General features: G+C 65.7%; 23 protein-coding genes and 3 tRNA genes. 17 read left to right on the plus strand and 9 right to left on the minus strand.

Translation table 11 applies throughout. The features are described from left to right. Positions 1–19 precede the first annotated feature (19 nt). Entirely contained in the window at positions 20–964 is a 945-nt protein-coding gene (gene ispH / locus CCZ27_RS10085) for a 4-hydroxy-3-methylbut-2-enyl diphosphate reductase (RefSeq protein WP_096447839.1), read from the plus strand. Between the two features lie 493 nt (positions 965–1,457). Here ispH and CCZ27_RS10090 read toward each other — a convergent pair whose 3' ends face one another. Next, positions 1,458–2,564: an aromatic ring-hydroxylating oxygenase subunit alpha gene (locus tag CCZ27_RS10090; RefSeq protein ID WP_096447841.1), complete on the minus strand. Its 1,107-nt coding sequence runs from the start codon at positions 2,562–2,564 to the stop codon at positions 1,458–1,460. Between the two features lie 128 nt (positions 2,565–2,692). Here CCZ27_RS10090 and CCZ27_RS10095 point away from each other — a divergent pair, with 128 nt between their 5' ends. The 9 genes from CCZ27_RS10095 (at position 2,693) to CCZ27_RS10130 (ending at position 8,739) form a co-directional block, all read left to right on the plus strand. Next, positions 2,693–2,950 (plus strand): exodeoxyribonuclease VII small subunit, encoded by a 258-nt coding sequence (locus CCZ27_RS10095; RefSeq protein WP_096447843.1) that lies wholly within the window; start codon positions 2,693–2,695, stop codon positions 2,948–2,950. Then, entirely contained in the window at positions 2,947–3,864 is a 918-nt protein-coding gene (locus CCZ27_RS10100; protein WP_096447845.1) for a polyprenyl synthetase family protein, read from the plus strand. The genes CCZ27_RS10095 and CCZ27_RS10100 overlap by 4 nt, the downstream gene beginning before the upstream one ends. Before the next feature lie 23 nt (positions 3,865–3,887). After that, entirely contained in the window at positions 3,888–5,750 is a 1,863-nt protein-coding gene (gene dxs, locus CCZ27_RS10105) for a 1-deoxy-D-xylulose-5-phosphate synthase (protein WP_096447847.1), read from the plus strand. Between the two features lie 64 nt (positions 5,751–5,814). Next, positions 5,815–6,624 carry a GTP cyclohydrolase FolE2 gene (folE2, locus tag CCZ27_RS10110; RefSeq protein WP_096447849.1) on the plus strand — a complete coding sequence of 270 codons (810 nt, stop codon included), beginning with the start codon at positions 5,815–5,817 and terminating at the stop codon, positions 6,622–6,624. 153 nt (positions 6,625–6,777) lie between these two features. Next, positions 6,778–7,128: a carboxymuconolactone decarboxylase family protein gene (locus tag CCZ27_RS10115; protein ID WP_096447851.1), complete on the plus strand. Its 351-nt coding sequence runs from the start codon at positions 6,778–6,780 to the stop codon at positions 7,126–7,128. A gap of 46 nt (positions 7,129–7,174) precedes the next feature. Continuing rightward, positions 7,175–7,264, plus strand: a tRNA-Ser gene (locus tag CCZ27_RS10120). 171 nt (positions 7,265–7,435) lie between these two features. Further along, a complete protein-coding gene (locus tag CCZ27_RS23500) occupies positions 7,436–7,606 on the plus strand; it encodes a hypothetical protein (RefSeq protein ID WP_157748535.1) in 171 nt (56 codons plus the stop codon). Between the two features lie 46 nt (positions 7,607–7,652). Next, positions 7,653–8,516 carry a Fic family protein gene (locus tag CCZ27_RS10125; protein WP_198363313.1) on the plus strand — a complete coding sequence of 288 codons (864 nt, stop codon included), beginning with the start codon at positions 7,653–7,655 and terminating at the stop codon, positions 8,514–8,516. After that, positions 8,503–8,739, plus strand: a complete 237-nt coding sequence (locus CCZ27_RS10130; RefSeq protein WP_232516623.1) for a hypothetical protein — start codon at positions 8,503–8,505, stop codon at positions 8,737–8,739. The genes CCZ27_RS10125 and CCZ27_RS10130 overlap by 14 nt, the downstream gene beginning before the upstream one ends. A 48-nt stretch (positions 8,740–8,787) precedes the next feature. On the opposite strand, the gene CCZ27_RS10135 is transcribed toward CCZ27_RS10130, so the two are convergent. Both CCZ27_RS10135 and CCZ27_RS10140 read right to left on the minus strand, forming a co-directional pair. Beyond that, positions 8,788–10,011: a glycoside hydrolase family 2 TIM barrel-domain containing protein gene (locus tag CCZ27_RS10135; RefSeq protein WP_385961791.1), complete on the minus strand. Its 1,224-nt coding sequence runs from the start codon at positions 10,009–10,011 to the stop codon at positions 8,788–8,790. A gap of 5 nt (positions 10,012–10,016) precedes the next feature. After that, positions 10,017–11,123 carry a glycoside hydrolase family 5 protein gene (locus tag CCZ27_RS10140; protein ID WP_096447853.1) on the minus strand — a complete coding sequence of 369 codons (1,107 nt, stop codon included), beginning with the start codon at positions 11,121–11,123 and terminating at the stop codon, positions 10,017–10,019. Between the two features lie 221 nt (positions 11,124–11,344). On the opposite strand from CCZ27_RS10140, the gene CCZ27_RS10145 reads away from it, so the two are divergent. Further along, positions 11,345–12,958: a glycoside hydrolase family 13 protein gene (locus CCZ27_RS10145; protein WP_232516659.1), complete on the plus strand. Its 1,614-nt coding sequence runs from the start codon at positions 11,345–11,347 to the stop codon at positions 12,956–12,958. Between the two features lie 28 nt (positions 12,959–12,986). Here the strand turns inward: CCZ27_RS10145 and CCZ27_RS10150 are convergent, their stop codons facing one another. Further along, entirely contained in the window at positions 12,987–13,538 is a 552-nt protein-coding gene (locus CCZ27_RS10150; protein ID WP_096447857.1) for a DUF2242 domain-containing protein, read from the minus strand. Between the two features lie 108 nt (positions 13,539–13,646). Between CCZ27_RS10150 and CCZ27_RS10155 the strand changes: the two genes are divergently transcribed. From CCZ27_RS10155 to CCZ27_RS10170, 4 genes are all read left to right on the plus strand, one after another. After that, positions 13,647–14,567, plus strand: a complete 921-nt coding sequence (locus CCZ27_RS10155) for a YihY/virulence factor BrkB family protein (RefSeq protein WP_096447859.1) — start codon at positions 13,647–13,649, stop codon at positions 14,565–14,567. A 262-nt stretch (positions 14,568–14,829) separates the two neighbouring features. After that, positions 14,830–14,906 (plus strand) — tRNA-Arg (locus tag CCZ27_RS10160). A 47-nt stretch (positions 14,907–14,953) separates the two neighbouring features. After that, positions 14,954–15,030: transfer RNA gene (locus CCZ27_RS10165), tRNA-Arg, on the plus strand. Positions 15,031–15,163: 133 nt separating this feature from the next. Next, positions 15,164–16,192, plus strand: a complete 1,029-nt coding sequence (locus tag CCZ27_RS10170) for a DnaJ C-terminal domain-containing protein (protein ID WP_096452401.1) — start codon at positions 15,164–15,166, stop codon at positions 16,190–16,192. Between the two features lie 29 nt (positions 16,193–16,221). Here CCZ27_RS10170 and serS read toward each other — a convergent pair whose 3' ends face one another. Beyond that, positions 16,222–17,514 (minus strand): serine--tRNA ligase, encoded by a 1,293-nt coding sequence (serS, locus tag CCZ27_RS10175; RefSeq protein ID WP_096447861.1) that lies wholly within the window; start codon positions 17,512–17,514, stop codon positions 16,222–16,224. Positions 17,515–17,780: 266 nt separating this feature from the next. Here serS and CCZ27_RS10180 point away from each other — a divergent pair, with 266 nt between their 5' ends. Then, a complete protein-coding gene (locus CCZ27_RS10180) occupies positions 17,781–18,044 on the plus strand; it encodes a hypothetical protein (protein ID WP_096447863.1) in 264 nt (87 codons plus the stop codon). Here CCZ27_RS10180 and CCZ27_RS10185 read toward each other — a convergent pair. From CCZ27_RS10185 to CCZ27_RS10200, 4 genes are all read right to left on the minus strand, one after another. Beyond that, complete coding sequence (locus CCZ27_RS10185) at positions 18,016–19,383, minus strand: replication-associated recombination protein A (RefSeq protein WP_096447865.1); 1,368 nt, start codon at positions 19,381–19,383, stop codon at positions 18,016–18,018. The two genes, CCZ27_RS10180 and CCZ27_RS10185, sit on opposite strands and share 29 nt — an antisense overlap. An 11-nt stretch (positions 19,384–19,394) precedes the next feature. Further along, entirely contained in the window at positions 19,395–20,072 is a 678-nt protein-coding gene (lolA, locus tag CCZ27_RS10190) for an outer membrane lipoprotein periplasmic chaperone LolA (RefSeq protein ID WP_096447867.1), read from the minus strand. Continuing rightward, entirely contained in the window at positions 20,069–22,360 is a 2,292-nt protein-coding gene (locus tag CCZ27_RS10195) for a DNA translocase FtsK (RefSeq protein ID WP_096447869.1), read from the minus strand. Before CCZ27_RS10195 ends, lolA begins: the two co-directional genes overlap by 4 nt. Before the next feature lie 143 nt (positions 22,361–22,503). After that, entirely contained in the window at positions 22,504–23,175 is a 672-nt protein-coding gene (locus CCZ27_RS10200) for a Crp/Fnr family transcriptional regulator (RefSeq protein ID WP_096447871.1), read from the minus strand. 200 nt (positions 23,176–23,375) lie between these two features. Between CCZ27_RS10200 and trxB the strand changes: the two genes are divergently transcribed. Next, complete coding sequence (trxB, locus tag CCZ27_RS10205; protein ID WP_096447873.1) at positions 23,376–24,329, plus strand: thioredoxin-disulfide reductase; 954 nt, start codon at positions 23,376–23,378, stop codon at positions 24,327–24,329. Positions 24,330–24,339: the final 10 nt, after the last annotated feature.

The following is a 24,339-nucleotide window of genomic DNA, read 5'->3' on the forward strand; positions in this document are numbered from 1 at the left end:
GCGCCAACAGAGAGCTGCAATGAACGACAAACAGAGCGAAATCCTGCTCGCCAACCCGCGCGGCTTCTGCGCCGGCGTGGAGCGCGCCATCGAGATCGTGGAGCGCGCGCTGCAGCGTTTCGGCGCCCCGATCTACGTGCGCCACGAGGTGGTGCACAACAAGTTCGTCGTCGACGACCTGCGCGGCAAGGGAGCGATCTTCGTCGAGGAACTGGACGAGGTACCGGCGGGCAACACCGTCATCTTCTCCGCCCACGGCGTCTCGCTCACCGTCCGCGAAGAAGCGGAACGCCGCGGCCTGCGGGTGTTCGATGCGACCTGCCCGCTGGTGACCAAGGTGCACCTCGAGGTCGGCCGCATGCGCGAACAGGGGCGCGAGATCGTCATGATCGGCCACAAGGGCCACCCCGAGGTGGAAGGCACGATGGGCCAGGTGAAGAGCGGCATCCATCTCGTCGAGACGCCGGCCGACGTCGCCAGCCTGCAGGTGGCCGATCCGGACAGGCTCGCCTACGTCACGCAGACGACGCTGTCGGTGGATGATGCGGCAACCATCGTCGACGCCCTGCGCGCGCGCTTCCCGAACATCGTCGGCCCGAAGAAGGACGACATCTGCTATGCGACGCAGAACCGCCAGGATGCGGTCAAGTTCATGACGCCGCACGCCGACGTGGTTTTCGTGGTCGGCTCGAAGAACAGCTCGAATTCGAACCGCTTGCGCGAGGTCGCCCAACTTCGCGGCGTGCCGGCCTATCTGGTCGACAACGCCGCCGGAATCGATCCCGCCTGGGTGGAAGGCAAGCGCCGCATCGGCGTCACCGCCGGCGCCTCGGCACCCGAGGTGCTGGTGGCGGAGGTCATCGCGCGATTGAAGGAGTTGAGCGGCGGGTCGGTGCGGAGTCTGGATGGTGTGCCGGAAAAGGTGTCGTTTCCGTTGCCCAGGGAACTGCAGGACGTTCGCTGAGTTTTTCTGCGCTGGGCGCGGTATTGGAAGAAGGGATTCAACACCCTCGCCTTAGTGGCGGCAAACGCGCTACGCGGGGTATTCGTTCCATCGGCTGCGGAACTCGCCCTTCGGGCTCAGACAGTCCTCGCCGATTCCACGAATACCCCGCATATCGCTTGGGCGTTGTGGGGACTTCCAAAGGCAAACCCCGGGGAGCCAAGGGCCTCCGGGGTTTGCTTTTTTGCCTTTTCTTTGGCGATCGAGCCCCGATCACCGGAGCGATGTGCGGGGAGTTTGCGGCGCGGGCGAGGACTGTCTGAGCGAGCATCGCGAGCGAGTTCCGCAGCCCGCAGAGCAAACTCCCCGCGCAGCGCGACCAGCCGAACCACCCGCCCGCCAGCACCCGACCAGCCATCGGCAACCGCGCCACACAGCCTGTTCAACCCGCCGCGAAACAGCCCCTCTCACCGCACGACCGGCCGAACCACCCTCCGGCCGGCGCACTGCGCCGTCACGCGCCGATGTGCGGCTCCACGATGCGGCGGTAGAACTCGTGGAAGTGCTGCATGCCGTCCTCGTACGGCGACTGGTACGGGCCTACCTCGTTGCGCCCTTCCCTGAGCAGCGCCAGGCGGCCGCGATCCATGCGCTCGCCGATGTCGTCGTCCTCGATCGCGGTTTCCATGTAGGCCGCCTGCTCCGCCTCCACGAACTCGCGCTCGAACTCGACGATGTCTTCCGGGTAGTAGAACTCGACCACGTTGGTCGTCTTGTGGACATCCGTCGGGATCAGCGTGCTCACCACCAGCACGTGCGGGTACCACTCCACCATGATGTTGGGGTAATAGGTGAGCCAGATCGCGCCGTGCGCCGGCTTCTTCTCGCCGTAGTAGTCCTGCACCGCCTCGTGCCACTTGGCGTAGGTCGGCGAGCCCGGCCTGGCCAGCGAGGTGATGCCCACGCGCTGCACCGAATACCAGTCGCCAAACTGCCAGGTCAGGTCGTCGCAGGTGACGAACTTGCCCAGTCCCGGGTGGAAGGGCACGACGTGGTAATCCTCGAGATAGACCTCGATGAAGGTCTTCCAGTTGTAGTTGCACTCGTGGATCTGCACCCGGTCCAGCTTGTAGCCTGAGAAATCGAGATCGGGGGCGACCTGCATGCCGGCGAGGTCGGCCGCCGCGGAGCGCGGCCCCTTGAACAGCAGCCCGTGCCAGTTTTCCAGTTCGTCGCGCTTGAGGCCGAGGCAGGGCTTCTCGGCGAAATGCGGCGCGCCGATCAGTTGCCCCTGCCGGTCGTAGGTCCAGCGGTGTACGGGGCACACGACGTGCTCGGTCGTGCCGCTGCCCTGCAGCATGATGGCCTGGCGATGGCGGCAGATGTTCGACATCTGGTGCACGCCCGCTTCGGTGCGAAACAGCAGCTTGGAGTGGTCCAGCCATTCGAGCGAGCGGTAGTTTCCGACCTCCGGTACCATCAGCTCATGGCCGACGTACCCCGGACCGGCATCGAAGAGGAGCTTTTTCTCCAGTTCGAAAACCTGTTCGTCGAAGTACCAGGACACCGGCAGTTGCGAGACTGCCTGAGCCAGATGGGTCTTGGAAGCAATGTCGGACATCCCCGAACCTCCTCTCTGCGACCAGAAAGCCGGAAAAATAAACGGGTTAGTTTAAGGCAGCCCGCGTTTGACCGCCAGACATGGCATCGGTTATTTTCCTCGTTTTTCAGCCGCGTCGATATCGATCCATGCCAAAGCCGGCATCCTCTCCGAAGTCATTCGAAGCTGCGGTGGCCGAACTCGAGGCCATCGTCCAGGACATGGAAGCGGGCAGCCTTTCGCTCGAAGACGCCCTCGCGCGCTATCAGCGCGGGATGGGCCTGCTGAAGTTCTGCCAGGAGACGCTGGCCCGGGCTGACCAGCGGGTCAGGCAGCTCGAAGGCGACCAGTTGATCGATTTCCACCCCGAGGGCACGCTGCCCGGCGACGAGGGGGAGCAAGCATGAGCATCGCCATCGCCGAATCCGCCCACGGCGGCTTCACCGACTGGATGGGACACATCCAGCAGCGCACCGAAACCGCCCTCGCCGCCCTGCTGCCGGACGCATCGATCTCCCCGCAGCGCCTGCATTCGGCAATGCGCTACGCCGTGCTCGGCGGCGGCAAGCGCGTGCGCGCCCTGCTGGTGCACGCGGCGGGCGAACTGGCGGGCGCGGCGCCCGTACGGCTCGACAGGCTCGCCTGCGCGGTGGAATTCATCCACGCCTATTCCCTGGTGCACGACGACATGCCTTGCATGGACGACGACGTGCTGCGCCGCGGCAAGCCCACGGTGCATGTCGAATACGACGAAGCCACCGCGCTGCTGGCCGGCGATGCCCTGCAGACGCTCGCCTTCCAGGTGCTGGCCGATGCCCAGGTGGCCGACAGCCCGGCCGGCCAGCTCGCCATGGTCGGGCTGCTCGCCTCGGCGTCGGGGTCGCGCGGCATGGCGGGCGGCCAGGCGATCGACCTCGAATCGGTCGGCAAGCAGCTCAGCCGCGAAGAACTCGAATTCATGCACGTGCACAAGACGGGCGCGCTGATCCGCGCATCGGTGCTGCTCGGCGCGCGTGCCGGCGACCCGATCGCCGACGAGGATCTGCGCCACCTCGACCACTACGCCAAGCTGGTCGGCCTGCTCTTCCAGGTGGTCGACGACATTCTCGACACCGTCGCCGATACCGCCACGCTCGGCAAGACAGCCGGCAAGGATGCCGACAACGACAAACCGACCTACGTCAGCCTGCTCGGACTGCAGGACGCCCGGCGCCTGGCGCGCGAAATGCTGGCCGACGCGCACGCGGCCCTCGCGCCGCTGGGCCCGCGCGCAGCCCGCCTCGGCGCGCTGGCCGACTACATCGTGCATCGCACGTTCTGACCCCGTTCATCTCCGGACCTCCCATGTCCCGCTACCCGTATCTGGAACGCCTCAGCTCACCCGCCGACCTGCGCGCACTCGAACGCCGCGAACTCGGCACCGTCGCCGACGAACTGCGCGCCTTCCTGATCGAATCGGTCTCCAAGACCGGCGGCCATCTATCCTCCAATCTCGGCACCGTCGAGCTGACGATCGCGCTGCACCACGTCTTCAACACCCCGCAGGACCGCATCGTGTGGGACGTGGGACACCAGACCTACGGCCACAAGGTCCTCACCGGCCGCCGCGAGGCGATGAGCGGCCTGCGCCACTGGGGCGGCATCTCGGGCTTTCCGCGGCGCTGCGAGAGCGAATACGACACCTTCGGCACCGCGCATTCGTCGACCTCGATCTCCGCCGCGCTCGGCATGGCGGTCGCGGCGCGCAGCCGCGGCGAGAACCGCCACGCGATCGCGGTGATCGGCGACGGCGCGATGTCGGCCGGCATGGCCTTCGAGGCGCTGAACAACGCCGGCGACATGGGCGACATCAACCTGCTGGTCATCCTCAACGACAACGAGATGTCGATCTCGCCGCCGGTGGGCGCGCTGACGAAGATCCTCGCGCGCATGATGTCGGGCTCGACCTACAACACCGCGCGCAGGGTCGGCGAGAAGGTGCTGGGCATGGCGCCGCCGGTCGCCGAACTCGCCCGCAAGGTCGAGGAGTACGCCAAGGGCATGATCACGCCCGGCACGCTGTTCGAGGAATTCGGCTTCCACTACTACGGGCCGATCGACGGCCACGACCTGGATGCGCTGATTCCCACCCTGCAGAACCTGAAGAAGCTCAAGGGGCCGCAGTTCCTGCACGTGATCACGAAGAAAGGCCAGGGCTACAAGCTGGCCGAGGCCGACCCGGTGCTCTACCACGGCGTGTCCAAGTTCGACCACACGGCCGGCATCCAGAGCGGCAAGGGCGGCGGCAAGCCGACCTACACCCAGGTGTTCGGCGACTGGCTGTGCGACATGGCGGCCATCGACAAGCGCATCGTCGGCATCACCCCCGCCATGCGCGAAGGCTCGGGCCTGGTGCGCTTCGCGCAGGAATATCCCGACCGCTACTACGATGTCGGCATCGCCGAGCAGCACGCGGTGACTTTCGCCGCGGGCCTCGCCTGTGAAGGGCTCAGGCCGGTGGTGGCGATCTACTCGACCTTCCTGCAGCGCGCCTACGACCAGTTGATCCACGACGTCGCGCTGCAGAATCTGCCGGTCGTCTTCGCGATCGACCGCGGCGGCCTGGTCGGCGCGGACGGCGCGACCCACCACGGCGCCTTCGACCTGTCGTGTCTCGCGTGCATCCCCAACATGGTCGTCATGGCCCCTGCCGACGAGAACGAGTGCCGCCAGATGCTCTACACCGCCGCGCGCCACGACGGCCCCGCCGCGGTGCGCTATCCGCGCGGAGGCGGCCGCGGCGTGGCGCCGCAGAAGGAGATGACCGCCCTGCCCGTCGGCAAGGGCGAGATCCGGCGGCAGGGCCGGCGCGTCGCCCTGCTGGCGTTCGGCAGCCTGGTCGATGTCGCGCTGGAGGTGGCCGGGACGATCGATGCGACGGTCGCCAACATGCGCTTCGTCAAGCCGCTGGACGAAGCGCTGATCGCCGAACTGGCCGCGAACCACGAGCTGCTCGTGACCGTCGAAGAGAATGCGGTGATCGGTGGAGCGGGTTCGGAGGTGTCCCGCATCGTCGCCGGCCTGCCGTCGCATCCGCGCGTGCTTCGGCTGGGCCTGCCCGACCGCTTCATCGATCACGGCGATCAGGCGCAATTGCTGGCCTCGGTGGGCCTCGACAAGACCGGCATCCTGGCGGCCATTGAGCGGGTCAATGCGCATAATAGTTGAGTGGATTTGTCGGGAACGTTAGGATCGTCGGCCGAGATTCCCGAAGAACAGAGAGAACACGCCCATGAACGCTCCCCTGGCCAACGCGATGCCCGACGTGCAGAACAGCGCCGACAGTCGCCAGATCGCGATCAACAAGGTCGGCATCAAGTCGATCCGCCACCCGGTGAAGGTCGTCGACAAGAGCGGCGGCGTCCAGCACACCGTCGCCAGCTTCAACATGTACGTCGGCCTGCCCCACAACTTCAAGGGCACCCACATGTCGCGCTTCATCGAGATCCTCAACGGCAACGAGCGCGAGATCTCCGTGGAGTCGTTCGAGCCGATGCTGCGCGAGATGGTCGAGCGCCTGGAAGCCGAGACCGGGCACATCGAGATGACCTTCCCCTACTTCATCGGCAAGGCCGCGCCAGTCTCCGGCGTCAAGAGCCTGATGGACTACGAAGTCACATTCACCGGCGAGATCCGCGCGGGCGGCGGATACGAATTCACGATGAAGGTGGTCGTGCCGGTCACCAGCCTGTGCCCCTGCTCCAAGAAGATCTCCGACTACGGCGCGCACAACCAGCGCTCCCACGTCACGGTGACCGCCGTGCTGAACGACCACCTGTGGATCGAGGAAGCGGTGCAACTGGTCGAAAGCCAGGCGTCCTGCGAGGTCTATGGCCTCCTGAAGCGCCCCGACGAAAAGTACGTGACCGAACGCGCCTACGACAATCCCAAGTTCGTCGAGGACATGGTGCGCGACGTGGCCGGCCTGCTGAACAAGGAAGACCGCATCGACGCCTACGTCGTCGAGTCGGAGAACTTCGAGTCCATCCACAACCATTCGGCCTACGCGCTCATCACGCGCGACAAGCGCATCGAAGCCTGACCGGCACCCGGACTCACCATCCTGCGGCGGCACGCGCTCACGGCGCCTGCCGCCGCAGTGCTTCCGGGCACCGCGAGGGCCGGCACGCCGATGCTTTCCATGCCTCGGCTGCCACCTTATAATCAGTATTTCCTTAAATACTGAAATACTGAAATGTCCAAATCCTTCGTACAGATCACCACCGACGTCTCCCGCGCGCTGGGCACCCTGCGCAAGGAGATCCCCGACACCATGCAGGGCTTCAGCGTGATGGCAAAGGGCGCGCTGCAGGATGGCGCGATGACCGAGCTGCACAAGGAGCTGATCGCACTCGCCATCGCCGTCACCCAGCGCTGCGACGCCTGCGTCGGCTTCCACGTCAAGGCGCTGATCCGCCTGGGCGCCACGCGTGCGCAGTTGATGGAGACGCTGGGCGTATGCACCTACATGGGAGGCGGCCCCGCCCTGATGTACGCCGCCGAAGCCGTGCGCGCCTACGACGAAATGCTTCCGGAGAAGGAATGAACAGTTCACTTTTCCGGAACTTGCCCTATAATGCCGACCTTCGAGCGGAGAGGTGGCAGAGTGGTCGAATGTACCTGACTCGAAATCAGGCGTAGGTGCAAGCCTACCGTGGGTTCGAATCCCACCCTCTCCGCCACTCATACACAAGCCCTTGATTGATCAAGGGCTTTTTCTTTGCGCCACGCGACAGGTGTCCCACTTTCTTGGAGTCACTTGTCTTGCACCCGCCTTCGCACCTCGCCACGGCGCCTTCCACTTCCGCCTGACCTTCCGCATTGCAGGGGCCACCCGGGAGAAGCGGATCTCCTTGCGCACCAAGAACCCGCAGGAAGCCCGCTTCAAGACCCTATGCCTCCCCGGGACAATGGCTGTTCGCAAACAAGAACAGCAGCGGGCCATCTCGATGGACTACCTCAACAGAGCCGTTGCCAATCTCTTGACTGATATTGCGGTGGCTCTTTATGAGTCACTTTCTTGATTTACAATCAGTGGCTGGTAGAACCATAAGAATCAATAGGTGCATCATGAATAATCCTGGCTCCGGAAAAAGCACTGATCTTTTCAATTCCTTGGGCTTTCAATGGAATCGAGAGGCTATTCCTCAAAATGCACCTGTCCATGACGTCAATCGTGCATGCTTTCGCTTGCAGAAAATGCTGGCACAGTATGTATGGGATGCCGTCGTTCTGGAAGGAAATCCCTTCACCTATCCCCAAGTCAAAACGATTCTTGACGGCATCACGGTTGGTGGTCACAGACTTTCGGATCAGGATCAGGTCAGAAACCTGGCTGCGAGCACGAAAGAACTATTGCGTCTGGTGAAGACGGGAAGCTTCAAGCTGGACAAGGACACCTTCACTGCATTGCACGCCATGGTCGCCAGAGAGGAAGCTCTTGAATGGGGGCATTTCCGCGGCGAAGGCGGGGAGCAGCACTACACTCCCCATGTGGGTCTTGGTGAAGCCGGCGATTACATCCCGCCAGAAACGCAACCCAATGCTTCTGATCTCAACAGGATATTTTCCGATGGGCTGGCACAACTGGAACAGTTGCCCGACCCATTGGAAAGAGGTATGGCTTTCTTCTTGTTTGGAGCGCTTCAGCAATTCTTTTTTGATGGCAACAAGCGCACTTCCAGAATGATGATGAACGGGGTGCTCATGAGTAATGGCATGGACGCCATAAGCATCCCTGCTGCCCGTGCTCAAGAGTTCAACGAGAAGATGGTTGACTTCTACGTCACTCGCAATGCTGCTGCCATGATGGATTTTCTTGTGCAGTGCCACCCTGATGCACAACTCATGAAGTCAGCGGAAGCAAGCGATCAAAAAACAGCCGCTATGAGCACCGGTGACGTTGCCAGTAGGATAAGAAGTGCAGGCAACTGATCGTTCGGCGCAGCGGGGCTACCCGAGGCTCCGCCGCGCCGGCATGCAGAAAATAGCGGCGGAACAGCTCGGCTTGTCGCCCAACCTGATGGGCGCGGCCAACAGCGCGGGCGACATCCTGCGCTACGTTTTCTTCCATTCGATCGCGCTCGCCTGCCTGATGAGCATCTTCGTGACGCTGCAAGCCTATGTGTATCCGTTCACGCTGATGGTGATCCACTAAGCGGGGAAGCCCGGCCGTTTCCGTCACAGGCGGGCGGCCCGGGCGTCTTCAGCGCACGAGGAAGGGAAGATTGGCAGTCGCGGCCTTGCCGTTGCGGTCGCGCAGCGTCATGTAGAGGCGGTACGCACCGGGGCGCTGCGGTGCAACGAAGCGTACGGTAGCCGCGTCCGCGTGCAGGATGCGCACCGGCACGAAGTCGGGCGGCGGCTCGTAGTCGGAATCGGGGCGGCGGCCGACGCTCTCGGTCAGCACCTTCCATTCGGTCTGCAGGGGCGAACCGTCGAACGACACCGCGTCCACGCCGGCCGACATCTCCTGCCCCGGCGTGAACTCGTCCGCGGCGATGCCGATGCCGCGGATCGCCGGCGCCGGCATCGCAACCGGCCTGCCCCATGCCGCGCTCAAGGCGTCGGTCATGGCCGTCAGGCTGCCGTCCGGGAGCAACAATCCGTGCCAGGTCTCGGTCTGCTCCAGCTTCGCCCCCCACAGGAAGGGAAAGGCGCCCGCCACGTCCGGCTGGCGCGCCAGAAAGGCCAGCGCGTCGCGGAAATAGGCCGCCTTCTCGCTGCTCGTCGGCTCCACCGGCGCGCCCCAGGGCTTGCGCCCGGCCTGCCACTGGCCAAGCGGACCGAATTCGGCGACCACCACCGGCACCGAAACGCCAGCGGCACGCAGACGCGGCAGGACCTCGAACAGTCCGCCGGAATAGACGTTGATGCCGAGGATGTCGACGTTGGCGCAGCAAGCCGCGAGCAAGCGCAGGTTCCCGTCGCTGTTGTCCGACACCGTCATCATCACCGGATGCGCCGGATCGAGCGCCTTGACGATGCCGGCCAGCCGATCGACCTCGCGCCACGCCGGCAGCGGGTCGGCCAGGCCGAGTTCGACCTCGTTGCCCACGCCCCACGCCGCCAGGGCCGGATGCGCCTTGTGGCGCTGCACGAAGCGGCGGATGCCTTCTTCCTGCCTGCGCACCGCCTCCGGGTCATCGAGCCGGAAACCCACCCGCGGATGGCCCACCCACAGCCCCATCACCACCTTGAGCCCGAGGCGGTGCGCCTCGTCGAGCACCCAGGCATGCGACTCGCTATACACCCTGACGACCTTCGCGCCGGCGGCGGCAAGTTTCTCCAGCGCGGCGCGGTCGCCTTCGAAGGCGGCGCCCTGCCATTGCGGCTGCGCCGCCGCCGGGAGCACGCCGCCCAGGAACATGGACAGCATCAGGCCGGCGATGAGCGATCGGAATCTGCAGGTGCGGGACGGGTGCATCATCTTCATCAGCCGAAGTACGGGGGCAGCCAGGCGCGCTCGACGGCTTCGCGCAGGCACCAGGCCGAGGTGGTCTCGGTCCGGTAGCTCCAGAAGAACCAGCCGAGCTGGTTCTCGAAGGCGGCGAGCTGGGCGGCGGCGTAGCCGCGGAAGGCGACCATGCGCTGGAAGGCGTCGAGCCCGTCGAGCGCGCTGTTGTACGGGCCCGCGGCCCACAGCGAAACCTCCTGCAGGTCCATGCCCAGGCTCCATTCGCCGCAGATGCTGGGCAGCCCGAGTTCGGCCTCGATCGCATCGCCCTCGCGGCGCCATTCGTCCATCGCCTTGCGCATGTGGCCGTAGATGTCCATGTCGATGTCTTCGCGCGCGAAGCACTGGTACCGATGCACGTCGAAGATCACGTTGGCGAACCCCGGCCCCGTCAGCAGGCCCTGGTATTCGCGGAAGGAACGGAAGCCGTCGTGGAACATGACCGCGACGCGCTCGGCCGGGCAGTGGCGGCGGATGCGCGCATAGGCATCGAGATAGTAGTCCTTGAGGTAGTCGGTCGGCACGTCCCAGCGCGGCTCGTTGAGCGCCTCGATCGCGTACAGCGCCGGATGGTCGCGGTAGCGCTGCGCCATGCGTTCGAGCACCTCGAGCGAATACTCGCGATATTCGGGCCGCGTGTGCCACTCGCACACGTCCTTGATGCCGCCGTTGTCGAAGCCGTTCTGGCAGCCGGGCGCGGCATGCAGGTCCAGGACCACGCGCAGGCCGAACTCGTGCGCCCACGCCATGGCCCGATCCAGCACCTCGATGCCGCCCGTCACGAAGGGATGGCGATTGTCGCCGTAGCTGCGGTGGTACGGATAGCCGGCGCCGAAGATCCAGTGGCCGAAGGGAATGCGGACCGCATTGAGGCCGCGCTCCGCGATCCAGCGGAAATCCTCGCGGGTGATGAAGCCGTTCCAGTGCGCCCGCAGGCGCTCCGCGGCGGCGGCGCCCATCTCGGCGCACCAGGTGGTTTCGTCGGTCGCGGCCAGGCCCTCGAACATGCTCGGGACCATCCATTTTTCGAGCACCAGCCATCCGCCCAGATTCACCCCGCGAAGACTCGTTCTTTTTTCCTTCATGGCTCGCCTCCCGTAACGGTTGCATCCGTTGGAACATCCATTGCGCCGTTGGTGCGACGCATGCCGGATGTGCGATCGATTATCCCCCGGGTCATCCCCTGATTGCCCGACATCGGTCACGACACACTAGAATCCCGCGAACCAGGCAGACCGGAGGGCACAGCGTGGAACGGCGATGGTGGCAGGAAGCGGTGGTCTACCAGATCTATCCGCGCAGCTTCATGGACTCCGATGGCGACGGCATCGGCGATCTCGGCGGTATCACCGCGCGGCTCGACTACCTGTCGTGGCTGGGCATCGGCGTCATCTGGCTGTGCCCGATCTTCCGTTCGCCCAACGACGACAACGGCTACGACATCAGCGACTACCAGGACATCATGGCCGAATTCGGCACCATGGCCGATTTCGACCGCCTGCTCGCCGAGGCGCATCGCCGCGGCATGCGGGTGATCCTCGACCTCGTCCTCAACCACACCAGCGACGAGCATCCGTGGTTCATCGAGTCGCGTTCGTCGCGCGACGACCCCCGCCGGGACTGGTACATCTGGCGCAACGGCCGCAGGGGACGCGAGCCGAACAACTGGGCGAGCATCTTCGAGGGCTCCGCCTGGACGCTCGACCCGGCGACCGGCCAGTATTACCTGCACCTGTTTTCCGCGCGCCAGCCCGATCTCGACTGGGAAAACCCCGCGCTGCGCCGGGCGATGTACGACATGGTGCGCTGGTGGCTGGACAAGGGCATCGACGGCTTTCGCATCGACGCGATCAGCCACCTGAAGAAGGCCCCCGGCCTGCCCGACCTCCCCAACCCGCACAGGCTGCGCTACGTGCCCTCCTACCCGATGCACATGAACCGGCCCGGCGTGCTCGATTTCGTCGATGAGCTGTCGCGCGAGACCTTCCGGCACTACGACATCATGACCGTCGGCGAGGCCAACGGCGTGTCGCCGGACGAGGCGGTGGAGTGGGTGGGCGCCGCGCGCAGGCGGCTGAGCATGATCCTGCAGTTCGAGCACTGGACGCTGTGGTCGCGCGACCCGCATGCCGAACTCGACGTCGTCGCCGTCAAGCGCATCTTCACCCGCTGGCAGCGTGCCCTCCACGGCCGCGGCTGGAACGCGCTCTACCTGGAGAACCACGACCTGCCGCGCGTACTGTCGCGCTGGGGCGACCCGCGACACCACCGTTTCGCGAGCGCCACCGCGCTGGCGACGATGTATTTCCTGATGGAAGGCACGCCCTTCATCTACCAGGGCCAGGAACTCGGCATGGCCAACACCGTGTTCCACAGCCTGGCCGAATTCGACGACGTCTTCGCGCGCAACCGCATTGCACAGATGCGGGCCGAGGGGCGCGACGACGACCACATCCTGGCCGAACTCGCCCTCACCGCCCGCGACAACTCGCGCACCCCCATGCCGTGGAGCGACGGCGACAACGCCGGCTTCAGCCCGGCGACGCCGTGGCTGCCTGTCAATCCGGAATACCGCGAAGTGAACGTCGCCCGCCAGCGTGGCGCGGCGGACTCGGTGCTGCATTTCTACCGCCGCCTGATCGCCCTGCGCGCCGCCGAGCCGGCACTGATCCACGGCCGATACGCGCTGCTGCTGGAAAGGAACCGCCAGATCTACGCCTACACGCGCACGCTGGACGGGCGAGGCTTCCTGATCCTGTGCAACCTGACGCGCCGCGAAGCGCATTATCGCCACCACCGCCTGCCCCTGCGGCACGACGCACTGGTGCTGGCAAACCACGAAGTGCCCGCCCATCCGGCCATCACCCGGTGCGTGCTGCGGCCCTTCGAGGCGCGCGTCTATCGCATCGATGCCGCGTGAGCGTCCCTCGCGCGGCCGGCCCGCCGGGCTAGCCGCCGCCCGCGTCCTCCGTGGGCGAAGGCATCGTGCCGCTGGCGAGCCCTTCGATCAGTCCGAACAGGCGTTTGTAGAAGCCGGCATCGGAGATCGTCTCCTCGCCCACCTTGACGAGAGCCTCCTTGTCCGACGCCCAGGGAAGCGAGATGCCGCCTATGCCTGCGACGTTGACGGCGGTGCTGCTGGCCGCCGACTTGAGTTCGTAGCGCGTCTCCAGCCCGTTGGCGTATACCGCGGCACCGAGGCTGCTGGGCAGGCAGAACAGCGTGATGCCCAGCGTCACCCCGCGGTCCGACCTGGGCTGGAAGAACTTCTCGCCGCGGATGCGCGTCGGATCTGCATCGTCGATGCGGTAGCCCTGGCTGAGCAGGGCGCGCTTGCCCAGTTCGCAGGCGCCGATGGGGTCGCGCGCGATCCAGGTCACGAACGGCGAATCCGGCTGGAAGGTTTCGCCGCGATAGACCGGGGGCGGCGGCGACGCACATCCCGCGAAGGTCAGCCCGGCGCAGACCATCGGGAACAGGCGGCTTGATACTCGGGACATCGGAGCGGCACACTGCTGAGACTGAAGTGTGAATGGTAGAACATCCCCGGCCCCGCTTGCGCATCTCTTTTGCAGCCGGCGGGCCCCGGTCGAACAGGATGCAGATCGATGCGCGGATTCGCTCAATACTGGCTCGGCGTGCTGAAGGACACCGTGCGCATCTGGCTCGAGGCACAGTCCTTCATGCATGCGGCGGCGCTCGCCTTCTTCACGCTGTTCTCGGTCGCGCCGGTCGTCATCGTGGCGGTGACGATCGTCGGCCTGGCGCTCGGCGAGCAGGCCGCGCAAGGGCAGATCGCGCAGCAACTGGAATCGACGATCGGCACCGAGGCCGCCACCGCGATCCAGACCGCGGTCGAGGGCAGCCGCATCGAGCGCAGCGGCATCCTGCCGTCACTGGCCGGACTCGGTGCGATGCTGTTCGGCGCCACCACCGTGTTCGCGCAGATGCAGACCGCGCTCAACGCCATCTGGGGCGTGGCGCCCCGCCCCACCCGAAGCAGCATCTTCCTTTACGTGAAGACGCGCCTGCTGTCCCTCACGGTGGTGCTCGCGATCGGCTTCGTGCTGCTGGTATCGCTGCTGCTGAGCCTCGCCGTCCGCACGCTGATCGTCTTCGCCCAGGCATGGCTGCCGGTGCCGCCCACCCTGCTGCTGGGTGTCGACACCCTCGTATCGGTCGCCGTGATCAGCCTGCTGTTCGGCACGATCTTCCGCGTACTGCCGGACGTGATCCTGAGCTGGCGCGACGTCTGGCTGGGTGCGTTGGTCACCGCCCTGCTCTTCGGCCTCGGCCGCAGCCTGATCGCGCTCTACCTGTCGACGACCGCGACCGCCTCCGCCTACGGCGCCGCCGGCTCGCTGGTGCTGCTCCTGATGTGGGTGAACTACTCTTCGCTGATCCTGCTCTTCGGCGCCGCCTTCACCCGCGCGAACGTAGAAGCGCAGGGACGGCTGGTCCGGCCGCGGATGACGGCGATCCGCATGCACCGCCAACTCGTCGAAGAGGAAGCCGCCCCGCCGGTGTAAAGGAGCCGATGCGCAGCAGCCCCTCCACGAGGAAAGCCGGCATGGCCTCGATCCATGCCGAGCGGGGACTGCTTGCATTCCCGGCCTCGACGTGTAGAATCGCGCGCCTTGAGACGGAAGCGTGGCGGCTATGATGCTTCCGCCGGGCGGAAATGAAGCGCCTGCCCGGCGGGGGAAAAAATTCCCGCGATCCGATCGAATCAGGTGTTGAAGAGGAATCTTTTTCGGCTATAATTCTGCCTCTTCGTTGTTGCAACACAACGCGCCCGTAGCTCATCTGGATAGAGTACCTGGCTACGAACCAGGGGGTAGGAGGTTCGAATCCTTCCGGGCGCGCCAGTTTCAGAGTCTCTCCACCCGAGGGTCTCGAGTCTTGTTGCATCGGAGCGCCCGTAGCTCATCTGGATAGAGTACCTGGCTACGAACCAGGGGGTAGGAGGTTCGAATCCTTCCGGGCGCGCCAACCAGAACGGCGTGAAGCCCAGTCCTTTCGACTGGGCTTTTTGCTTTGACCGGCCGGATTGCGCATTGCGCACCTCCGGCCCATGTTGTCGTGGTACCGTCCGCACACCACGCCCCGGCTGCGCCTGCCCGCAATGAACGACGCATACACCCTCCTCGGCCTGCATCCGGGCGTCGCCCAGAAGGACATCAAGCGGGCATTCCGGCGGCTTGCCATGCAATGGCACCCCGACCGGAATCCCGACCCCGCTGCGCTGGAGCATTTCAAGGCCCTGCGTGCCGCCTACGAGCGCCTGCTGGCCAGCGCCGAGTCCGGCCCCGCCGCCGAAACCGGGACCGATGCGCCGCAGGACACCCATCCCGCCGGCGGCGATGCGTCGCCGGGCGCGGACCGCCGCCAGGATCTGTCACTGACGATAGAGGAAGCCTGGCTGGGGTGCGAAAAGCCGGTGAAGATCGCGCGCGAGGCGGAGTGCGCCACCTGCGGCGGCAGCGGCGAGGAAGCGCTTGCCCACACGCAGCTGTGCAAGGACTGCCACGGATCGGGCCGCGTCCGGGTGGGCGGCAACCTGGAGCGCTGCAAAGTCTGCGCCGGACGGGGCTACAGGACGCAGCGCACCTGTACCGACTGCGAGGGCAGCGGCCGCACGCAGGCGTGGCGTACCCTCGCCGTGAAGGTTCCGCCGGGACTGCTGGGCGGCGACGAATTGCGCATCGCCGGCGCGGGAGAACCTTCGCCCCATCCGGACGGAGCGAGCGGCGATCTCAGGCTGCGGGTGCTCATCGCGGCGCACGACCTGTATCGCCTCGAGGGGCGCGATCTGAGAGTGTCGCGGCCGGTCGGCGCTCTGCGCATGCTCGCCGGCGGCGACATCGAGGTGCCGGTGCCCGGAGGCTCGGTCCGCCTGCATGTGGAAGCCGGCAAGGCGGCACCGCGCGAACTGCGTGTCGACGGCGCGGGTTTTCCCGCTGGCCGCGGCCAGCCCGCCGGCGCCCTGATCGTCGAACTGCGGCCCGTGGCACCCGAAGCTTGCGACAAGCATCAGAGGCAGGTCCTGGAGGAACTGGACGCCGAGCTTTCGCGCAAGGCGAAACGGCATTACCCCGAACTGGCCGAGTGGGAAACGAACTGGCTACCTTCCCGGCAGCCGGGACGTACCTGACCGGCTGCCGGGAAGATGCCGCGCTTCGCTCAGAGCGCCGGTTCCAGCACCTCGATGCCGCCCATGTACGGCACCAGCGCCTTGGGCACCACCACCGAACCGTCGGCCTGCTGATAGTTCTCGAGCACCGCCACCAGGGTGCGGCCCACGGCGAGACCCGAGCCGTTCAGGGTGTGCACGAGTTCGTTCTTGCCGCCGGCGTTCTTGAACCGCGCCTGCATGCGCCGCGCCTGGAAAGCCTCGCAGTTGGAGCAGCTCGAGATTTCGCGGTAGGTGTTCTGCGCCGGCAGCCAGACCTCGAGGTCGTAGGTCTTCGCCGACGAAAATCCCATGTCGCCGGTGCACAGCGCGACCACCCGGTAGGGCAGCCCGAGCTTTTGCAGCACCGCCTCGGCGTGCCCCACCATCTCCTCGAGCGCCTCGTAGCTTTTTTCCGGATGAACGATCTGCACCATCTCGACCTTGTCGAACTGATGCTGGCGGATCATGCCGCGCGTATCGCGCCCTGCGCTGCCCGCTTCGGAGCGGAAGCACGGGCTGTGCGCCGTCAGCTTGACCGGCAGCGCATCGAGCGCCAGCACCTGCTCGCGCACGCTGTTCGTCAGTGAAATCTCGGAGGTCGAGATCAGGTACTGCTCGGTCGATTCCTCGTCGCCGCCGCGCAGCACCCAGAACATGTCGTCGCGGAACTTGGGCAACTGGCCCGTGCCCACGAGGATCTCGCGATTGACGATGTAGGGCGTGTAGCACTCCGTATAGCCGTGCTCGCCGGTCTGCACGTCGAGCATGAACTGGGCGAGTGCGCGATGCAGCCTGGCAACCTTGCCACGCATGAAGGTGAAGCGGGAGCCGGACAGCCGGGCCCCGGTGTCGAAGTCCAGGCCCAGCCCGGTGCCCAGTTCGACGTGGTCGCGCACCTCGAAATCGAAGCCGGCGGGCGTGCCCCAGCGGCGCACTTCGACGTTGCCGGTCTCGTCGTCGCCGACCGGTACGCTCTCGTGCGGCAGATTGGGCAGCCCGAGCAGGAAGTCGTCCAGCTTTTCGAGCAGGAGCGGCAAGGTCTGCTCGCAGCGCTTGAGTTCCTCGCCCAGTTGCCCGACCTCGGCCAGCACCGCCGACGCATCCTCGCCCTTGCCTTTCAGCATGCCGATCTGCTTGGACAGCGCGTTGCGGCGCGCCTGCAGTTCCTGCGTACGGGTCTGCAGCGCCTTGCGCTCTTCCTCCAGCGCCACGAAGGCGGCGGTATCGAGTTCGAGACCACGACTGGCGAGCCGGCTTGCGACCGTGTCGATCTGATTGCGAAGAAGTAGGACGTCGAGCATGGGGAATCCTGAAACGTAGATGGTTCAGCGGGTTATTGGAGAAAGTTCATCATACATCTGCACCGGGCCTGCCAAGCCATTGGTTGACAACGACTATCGGCGATGGGTGCGCTCGCCGGACGGCAACAGTTTGATTATTCAAATCAATGGCTTGTGAAATCCAAAGGGGGAAATTTAGTTTGCCATCTCCATTTCCCCACATATTCTTAGAGGAGGGCATCATCAATGCCGCTCCAGACGGCAGGAACCTGAGGTGGAGGGTATCTATGCTTTCGATTCGCGACTGCCTTGATTATTGCGATCTGACTGACGAAGAAGTTGAACTCATTGCGGAACACGAGGGAATCCCCGACGTCGCCGCCGCCCAGGTGGCATGCGGCCTCGTGCAGACACCGGAAGGTGTCCTTCTCATCACCAATTACATGCTGGATCTGATCGAACGGGCCGACGAGGAAGGCGATCAAGCCAAGGCCGACCGGGCCAGGTCGTTATGCGCTCAATTCATGGCCGATCATCCGCTTCCCCACTGACCGGCTCGTCCCTCGCTGCATCTCCCTTGCAACGCGCGTCTGCGTCCCGATCCAGGGCGCGCAGGCGCGCGAGTTTTTCCGCGATCCGGATCTCCAGCCCACGCGGGACGGGCTGATACCAGCCGGGCTCCGCCATGCCTTCGGGCAAGTAGCGCTCGCCCGCGGCATAGGCGTCGGATTCGTCATGCGCGTAGCGGTAGGCCCTGCCGTAGCCGAGTTCCTTCATCAGGCGGGTCGGGGCGTTGCGCAGATGCAGCGGCACCGGCCGCGATCCATCCTGCTGCACGAACGCACGCGCCGCGTTGTAGGCTTTGTACACCGCGTTCGACTTCGCCGCGCAGGCAAGGAACACCACTGCCTCGGCAAGCGCGAGTTCGCCTTCGGGGGAACCCAGGCGCTCGTAGGTGGCACAGGCGTTCAGCGCGATTTCGAGAGCTCGCGGATCGGCCAGTCCGACGTCCTCGACCGCCATTCGCACCAGGCGCCGTCCGAGATAATGCGGATCCGCTCCCCCGTCGAGCATCCGGCACATCCAGTAGAGCGCGGCATCGGGATGCGAACCCCGCACCGACTTGTGAAGCGCCGAAATCTGATCGTAGAAAGCCTCGCCGCCCTTGTCGAAGCGGCGCAGGTTGCGCGACAGCGCATCGTCGACGAAGTCCGGCGTGACCGGGTCCACCCCGGCGGTTTCCGCCGCGGTCTGCACCTGCTCGATGATGTTCATCAGCCGCCGGGCATCGCCGTCGGCAAAGCCGATCAGGCGGTCGCGCGCACCTTCGTCGAAGTGGAGCGCGGGGCAGGCCAGCGCGCAGGCGCGCTCGAACAGGAGCGTCATCGCCTCCGTATCGAGCGGCTCGAGCACATAGACGGCGGCACGCGACAGCAGCGCCGAATTGACCTCGAAGGACGGATTCTCGGTGGTGGCGCCGATGAAGGTGACCAGCCCCTGCTCGACGAAAGGCAGGAAGGCGTCCTGCTGCGCCTTGTTGAAACGATGCACCTCGTCGACGAAAAGGATGGTGTGCCGTCCGCGCGCCTTGGCCGCCTGGGCCTGCTGTATGGCCTCGCGGATCTCCTTCACGCCGGAGAACACCGCCGACAGCGCCACGAACTCGGCATCGAATCCCTGCGCCATGAGCCGCGCGAGCGTGGTCTTGCCCACCCCGGGCGGCCCCCACAGGATCATCGAATGCGGCTTGCGCGCCGCGAACGCGAGCCGCAGCGGCTTGCCGGGGCCGAGCAGATGCGCCTGGCCGGCGACTTCGTCGAGGCTCTTCGGGCGCATGCGCTCCGCGAGCGGTACGCGCGGCGGTTCCAGGTCCTCGAAAAGATCGGTCATGGACGAAACGTTCAGCGCGGCTGCGCGGCCGGGTCGGATGCCTCACCGATCACGTCAGCGCCGGCGGGCGGGACGAAGTGGAAGCGACCCTCGTCCTGCGGAGGGTTCGGACGCAGCCGCGTGAAGCTGATCAGCGTGATCTGGCCGAAGTTGTCCTGCATCTCCATGCGCTTGAGTTCGCTGCCGGAAAGGCCGATGCGCAAGGAATCGAAGGCGCCTTCGGCGCGTTTCGGCCGCGCCTCCACCCAGCTCAGGCCATCGCCGCTGCCGGCGTCGGTCAGCACGAAATTGTCGTCCAGCGAGCCGCTCCCGAACAGGATCGCCGCCGGCGTGGCGCCGAGGGCATCGCCGATCCGGCGCACGGTGACCTGATTCAGGTCGCGGTCCCACGTCCACATGCGTTCGCCGTCACCGACGAGCAGTTGCGGATAGGGCTTCTCGTATTCCCAGCGGAACTTGCCGGGCCGGGCGAAGGCGAAGCGGCCGGCGGACTGCTGCGGCCTGCGGCCCGACTTCGCGGTCACGATCTGTTCGAACTCGCCCTCGGCACTGCGCGTCACCGAGACGAACTGGCGCAACTGCGCAACCGCGTCGGCCGCTGCCGCCGCACCGGCGACCAGGATCATCGCGACGCCTGGCAGCACACGGCGGGCGACGGACCAGGCCGGATTCCTGCGCCTTGCATTCATTCGCTCTCCTTGGCGGGCACGATCACTTCGCGGTTTCCATTGCTTCCCATGGGCGATACGAGCCCGGCGCGCTCCATTTGTTCAATGAGACGTGCTGCGCGGTTGTAACCGATCCGCAAATGGCGCTGCACCAGCGAGATCGACGGTCTGCGCGTCTTCACGACGACCTCGACCGCCTGGTCGTAGAGCGGATCGGCCTCGCCGTCGCCGCCCTCCCCGCCGGCGCCGATGGCCCCGTCGAGGTCGTCCTCCGCCGCCGCAAGGATGCCATCCACGTAGTCCGGCGGGCCGACGCGCTTCAGGTGGTCCACCACCTTGTGCACCTCGTCGTCCGCCACGAAGGCGCCATGCACGCGAATCGGCAGGCCGGTGCCGGGGGCCAGGTACAGCATGTCGCCCATCCCCAGCAGCGCTTCCGCCCCCATCTGGTCGAGGATGGTGCGCGAATCGATCTTGGACGAAACCTGGAAAGCGATCCGCGTCGGCACGTTCGCCTTGATGAGGCCGGTGATCACATCCACCGACGGACGCTGCGTCGCGAGGATCAGGTGGATGCCCGCCGCGCGCGCCTTCTGCGCCAGGCGGGCGATGAGTTCCTCGACCTTCTTCCCGACCACCATCATCAGGTCGGCAAGCTCATCAACGACGACGACGATGTAGGGCAGCGGTTCGAGCGGCTCGGGGTTCTCGGGGCTGATGGAGAAGGGATTCGTCAGCGGCGCCTCGGCCTTGCGCGCCTCCTGCACGGCCTTGTTGAACCCCGCCAGGTTGCGCACGCCGACCGCTGCCATCAGCTTGTAGCGCTTGTCCATCTCGGTCACGCACCAGTTGAGCGCGTTGGCCGCGTGCTTCATGTCGGTGACGACGGGCGCGAGCAGATGGGGAATGCCTTCGTAGATCGACAGTTCCAGCATCTTCGGGTCGACCATGATGAGGCGCACCCGCTCGGGCTCGCTCTTGTACAGCAGCGACAGGATCATCGCGTTGATGCCCACCGACTTGCCCGAGCCGGTCGTACCGGCCACGAGCAGGTGCGGCATCTTGGCCAGGTCGGCGACGACCGGCTGCCCGCCGATGTCCTTGCCCAGCACCACCGTGAGCGGCGAACTCATGTCGTGGTACGCCTTGGAGCCGACGATCTCGGACAGCCGGACCATCTGCCGCTTGGAGTTGGGCAGTTCCAGCGCCATGCACGACTTGCCGGGCACCGTCTCGACGACGCGCACCGACACCAGCGACAGGGCGCGAGCGAGATCCTTGCCCAGGTTGACCACCTGGCTGCCCTTCACGCCCACCGCGGGCTCGATCTCGTAGCGGGTGATCACCGGGCCAGGATAGGCGGCGATGACCTTCACTTCGACACCGAAATCGGCCAGCTTGGTCTCGATCAGGCGCGAGGTGAATTCGAGCGCCTCGGCCGACGGCGGCTCGACGTCGGACGAGGCGGGATCGAGCAGCGCGACCGGCGGGATCGCTCCCACCGCCTCGTCGGAGAACAGGGGCTGCTGGCGCTCCCTCTCCACACGCTCGGATTTCGGCACGGCGGCCACCGGCGGCTCGATGCGAAGCGGCGCCGGGGCGGCCTGCTCGGTCTTGCGCCGGCGCGTCTCCACGACCGCCTCGCGCCGCTGCGCGACCTGCCGCCCGGCCCGCCTGTCCTGCCAGCGCTGCCAAGCCTCCTGCACGGCCGCTACCGCCTGCTCGAGCGCCAGCCCCACCTGCTCGACGAACGCGAGCCAGGACACGCCGGTGAACAACGACAAACCGGAAGCCAGCGCCGCCAGGAGCAGCAAGGTGCCGCCGGTGAAGCCGAAATAGCGCTGGATCAGTTGCCCCAGTTCCATCCCGATCAGACCGCCCGGCGCGAGCGGAACCGCGCCGCCATGGCTGTGGAAACGAAGGAACTCCAGCGCACTGCTGGCAAGCAGCACGACGAAGAAGCCGAGCAGGACGAAAAAGAACGACCTGCGGTCCAGCGTCAGGCGATTCTTCAGCCGGCGGAATCCCCATATCAGCCCGTAGGCGAGGAAGACCACCCACCACCACGCCGAAATTCCGAACAGATACAGCAGGAGGTCGGCCAGCCAGGCACCGAAGCGCCCGCCCGGGTTGGCGACGCGCTCCACCGAGGAGGCATGCGACCAGCCCGGATCGGTCTTGCTGTAGCCCAGCAGGACCAGCCCGACGTACAGCGACATGACGCCCAGAATCAGCCAGCGTGCCTCCTGCAGCAGCAGGGAAATCTTTTCGGGGAGGGGCTGGGAACGGTGCGACGAGCGAGACAGCATGGAGAAGCGGCAGGAAGGCCGGAAGGACACAACGGAAGGAAGGATTATATGCGATCCCCCGTCATCGCCGTCCGCGGGTGTCGGCGGCCGGCCGCGCAGGCCCGGCCGCAACGAGCGTCAACCCGCCGCCTTCCGGTGCCTCGTCAGACCTCGCTGAGGCGGTCGCGCAGGATGATTCCGCGCGCAGTCTCTTCGATCAGGCCCTGCTGCCCGAGGTCTTTCATCACCCTGCTGACCATTTCGCGCGAAGCGCCGATCATCTTGGCGATGTCCTGCTTGGAGATCTTGCGGACCACGACGGTCTTGCCATCGACGTCCTCCGACATCTCGATCAGCAGGCGCGCCACGCGCCCGTAGACGTCCATCAGGGCCAGGCTCTCGATCTTGCGGTCGGCATTGCGCAGACGCTCCGCGAGATTGCACATGATGCGCCATGCGATCTCGAAGTTGTCGTGCATGATCTGGCGGAACTCGTTCTTGGAGATCATCACCAGGTCCGAGGCGACGACCGCGATGACCGAGGCCGAGCGAGGCTGCTCGTCGAACATGCCCATCTCGCCGAAGAGTTCCCCCTGGCCGAGGATGGAAAGGATGACCTCGCGTCCGTCCTCGTCACTGACGACGACCTTCAGGCTACCGGTCAGGACGAAATAGACGTAGTCGGGACGATCTCCCGCGTTGACGACGGTCTGTCCGCGCGGAATGCGACGCATCATGGCAACGCGGGCCACGGCTGCGAGCACTTCGTCCGACAGGCCGTGGAAGAGCGGGAAGGTTTTGAGGGCGATGGGGGATACGACCGTTGGCTGACTCATGCTGTCTCCGGGCAACACGGACTACGTAGACATGTCGTGACAACTTTTCACCAGTGTAAACGAATATCCGCAAGAACGATGATTACAACGCTGCCCAACGAGACCACCTCATTGCCGACCGCTATCGCTCCGATTGGGCTGGCAGCCGAAAAGGCTCGCTTATAATGGCGCTCCTTCCCGATTTGCCGGAATTTCAAGTCATGACCACCAAGCACGCCCGCCTGCTGATCCTGGGCTCCGGCCCTGCCGGCTACACCGCCGCGGTATACGCTGCGCGCGCCAACCTGAACCCCGTCCTGATCACCGGACTCGCCCAGGGCGGACAGTTGATGACGACCACGGATGTCGACAACTGGCCCGCCGATGCCGACGGTGTGCAAGGTCCCGACCTGATGTCCCGCTTCCAGCGGCACGCCGAGCGCTTCAACACCGAGATGATCTTCGATCACATCCACACGGTGAAGCTGCAGGAAAAGCCCTACCGGCTCATCGGCGACGCCGGCGAATACACCTGCGATGCGCTGATCATCGCCACCGGCGCCACGGCGAAGTATCTCGGCCTGCCCACGGAAGAAGAGTTCGCCGGACGCGGCGTGTCGGCCTGCGCGACCTGCGACGGCTTCTTCTATCGCAATCAGGAAGTGGCGGTGATCGGCGGCGGCAACACCGCGGTCGAAGAGGCTCTCTACCTCGCCAACATCGCCAGCAAGGTCACCGTCGTTCATCGCCGCGAAAAATTCCGCGCCGAGAAGATCCTGATCGACAAGATGATGGAGAAGGTCGCCGCCGGCAGGATCGTACTCGAACTCAACGCCACCCTCGACGAAGTCCTCGGCGACAAGTCGGGCGTCACCGGCATGCGCATCCGCAGCGTCGATTCCGGCGAGAAGCGCGACATCCCGCAGCAGGGAGTGTTCATCGCCATCGGCCACAAGCCCAACACCGATATCTTCGAAGGCCAGCTCGAGATGGAAGGCGGCTACATCGTCACGCAGGGCGGCCGCAACGGCAATGCAACGCAGACAAGCATTCCCGGCGTGTTCGCCGCTGGCGACGTGCAGGATCACGTCTACCGCCAGGCCGTCACCTCCGCCGGGACCGGCTGCATGGCTGCGCTCGACGCCGAGCGCTATCTCGACGCGCTGGGCGGCTGAGGAGCCCCGC

The organism is Thauera sp. K11 (genome assembly GCF_002354895.1).
GTDB lineage: Bacteria > Pseudomonadota > Gammaproteobacteria > Burkholderiales > Rhodocyclaceae > Thauera > Thauera sinica.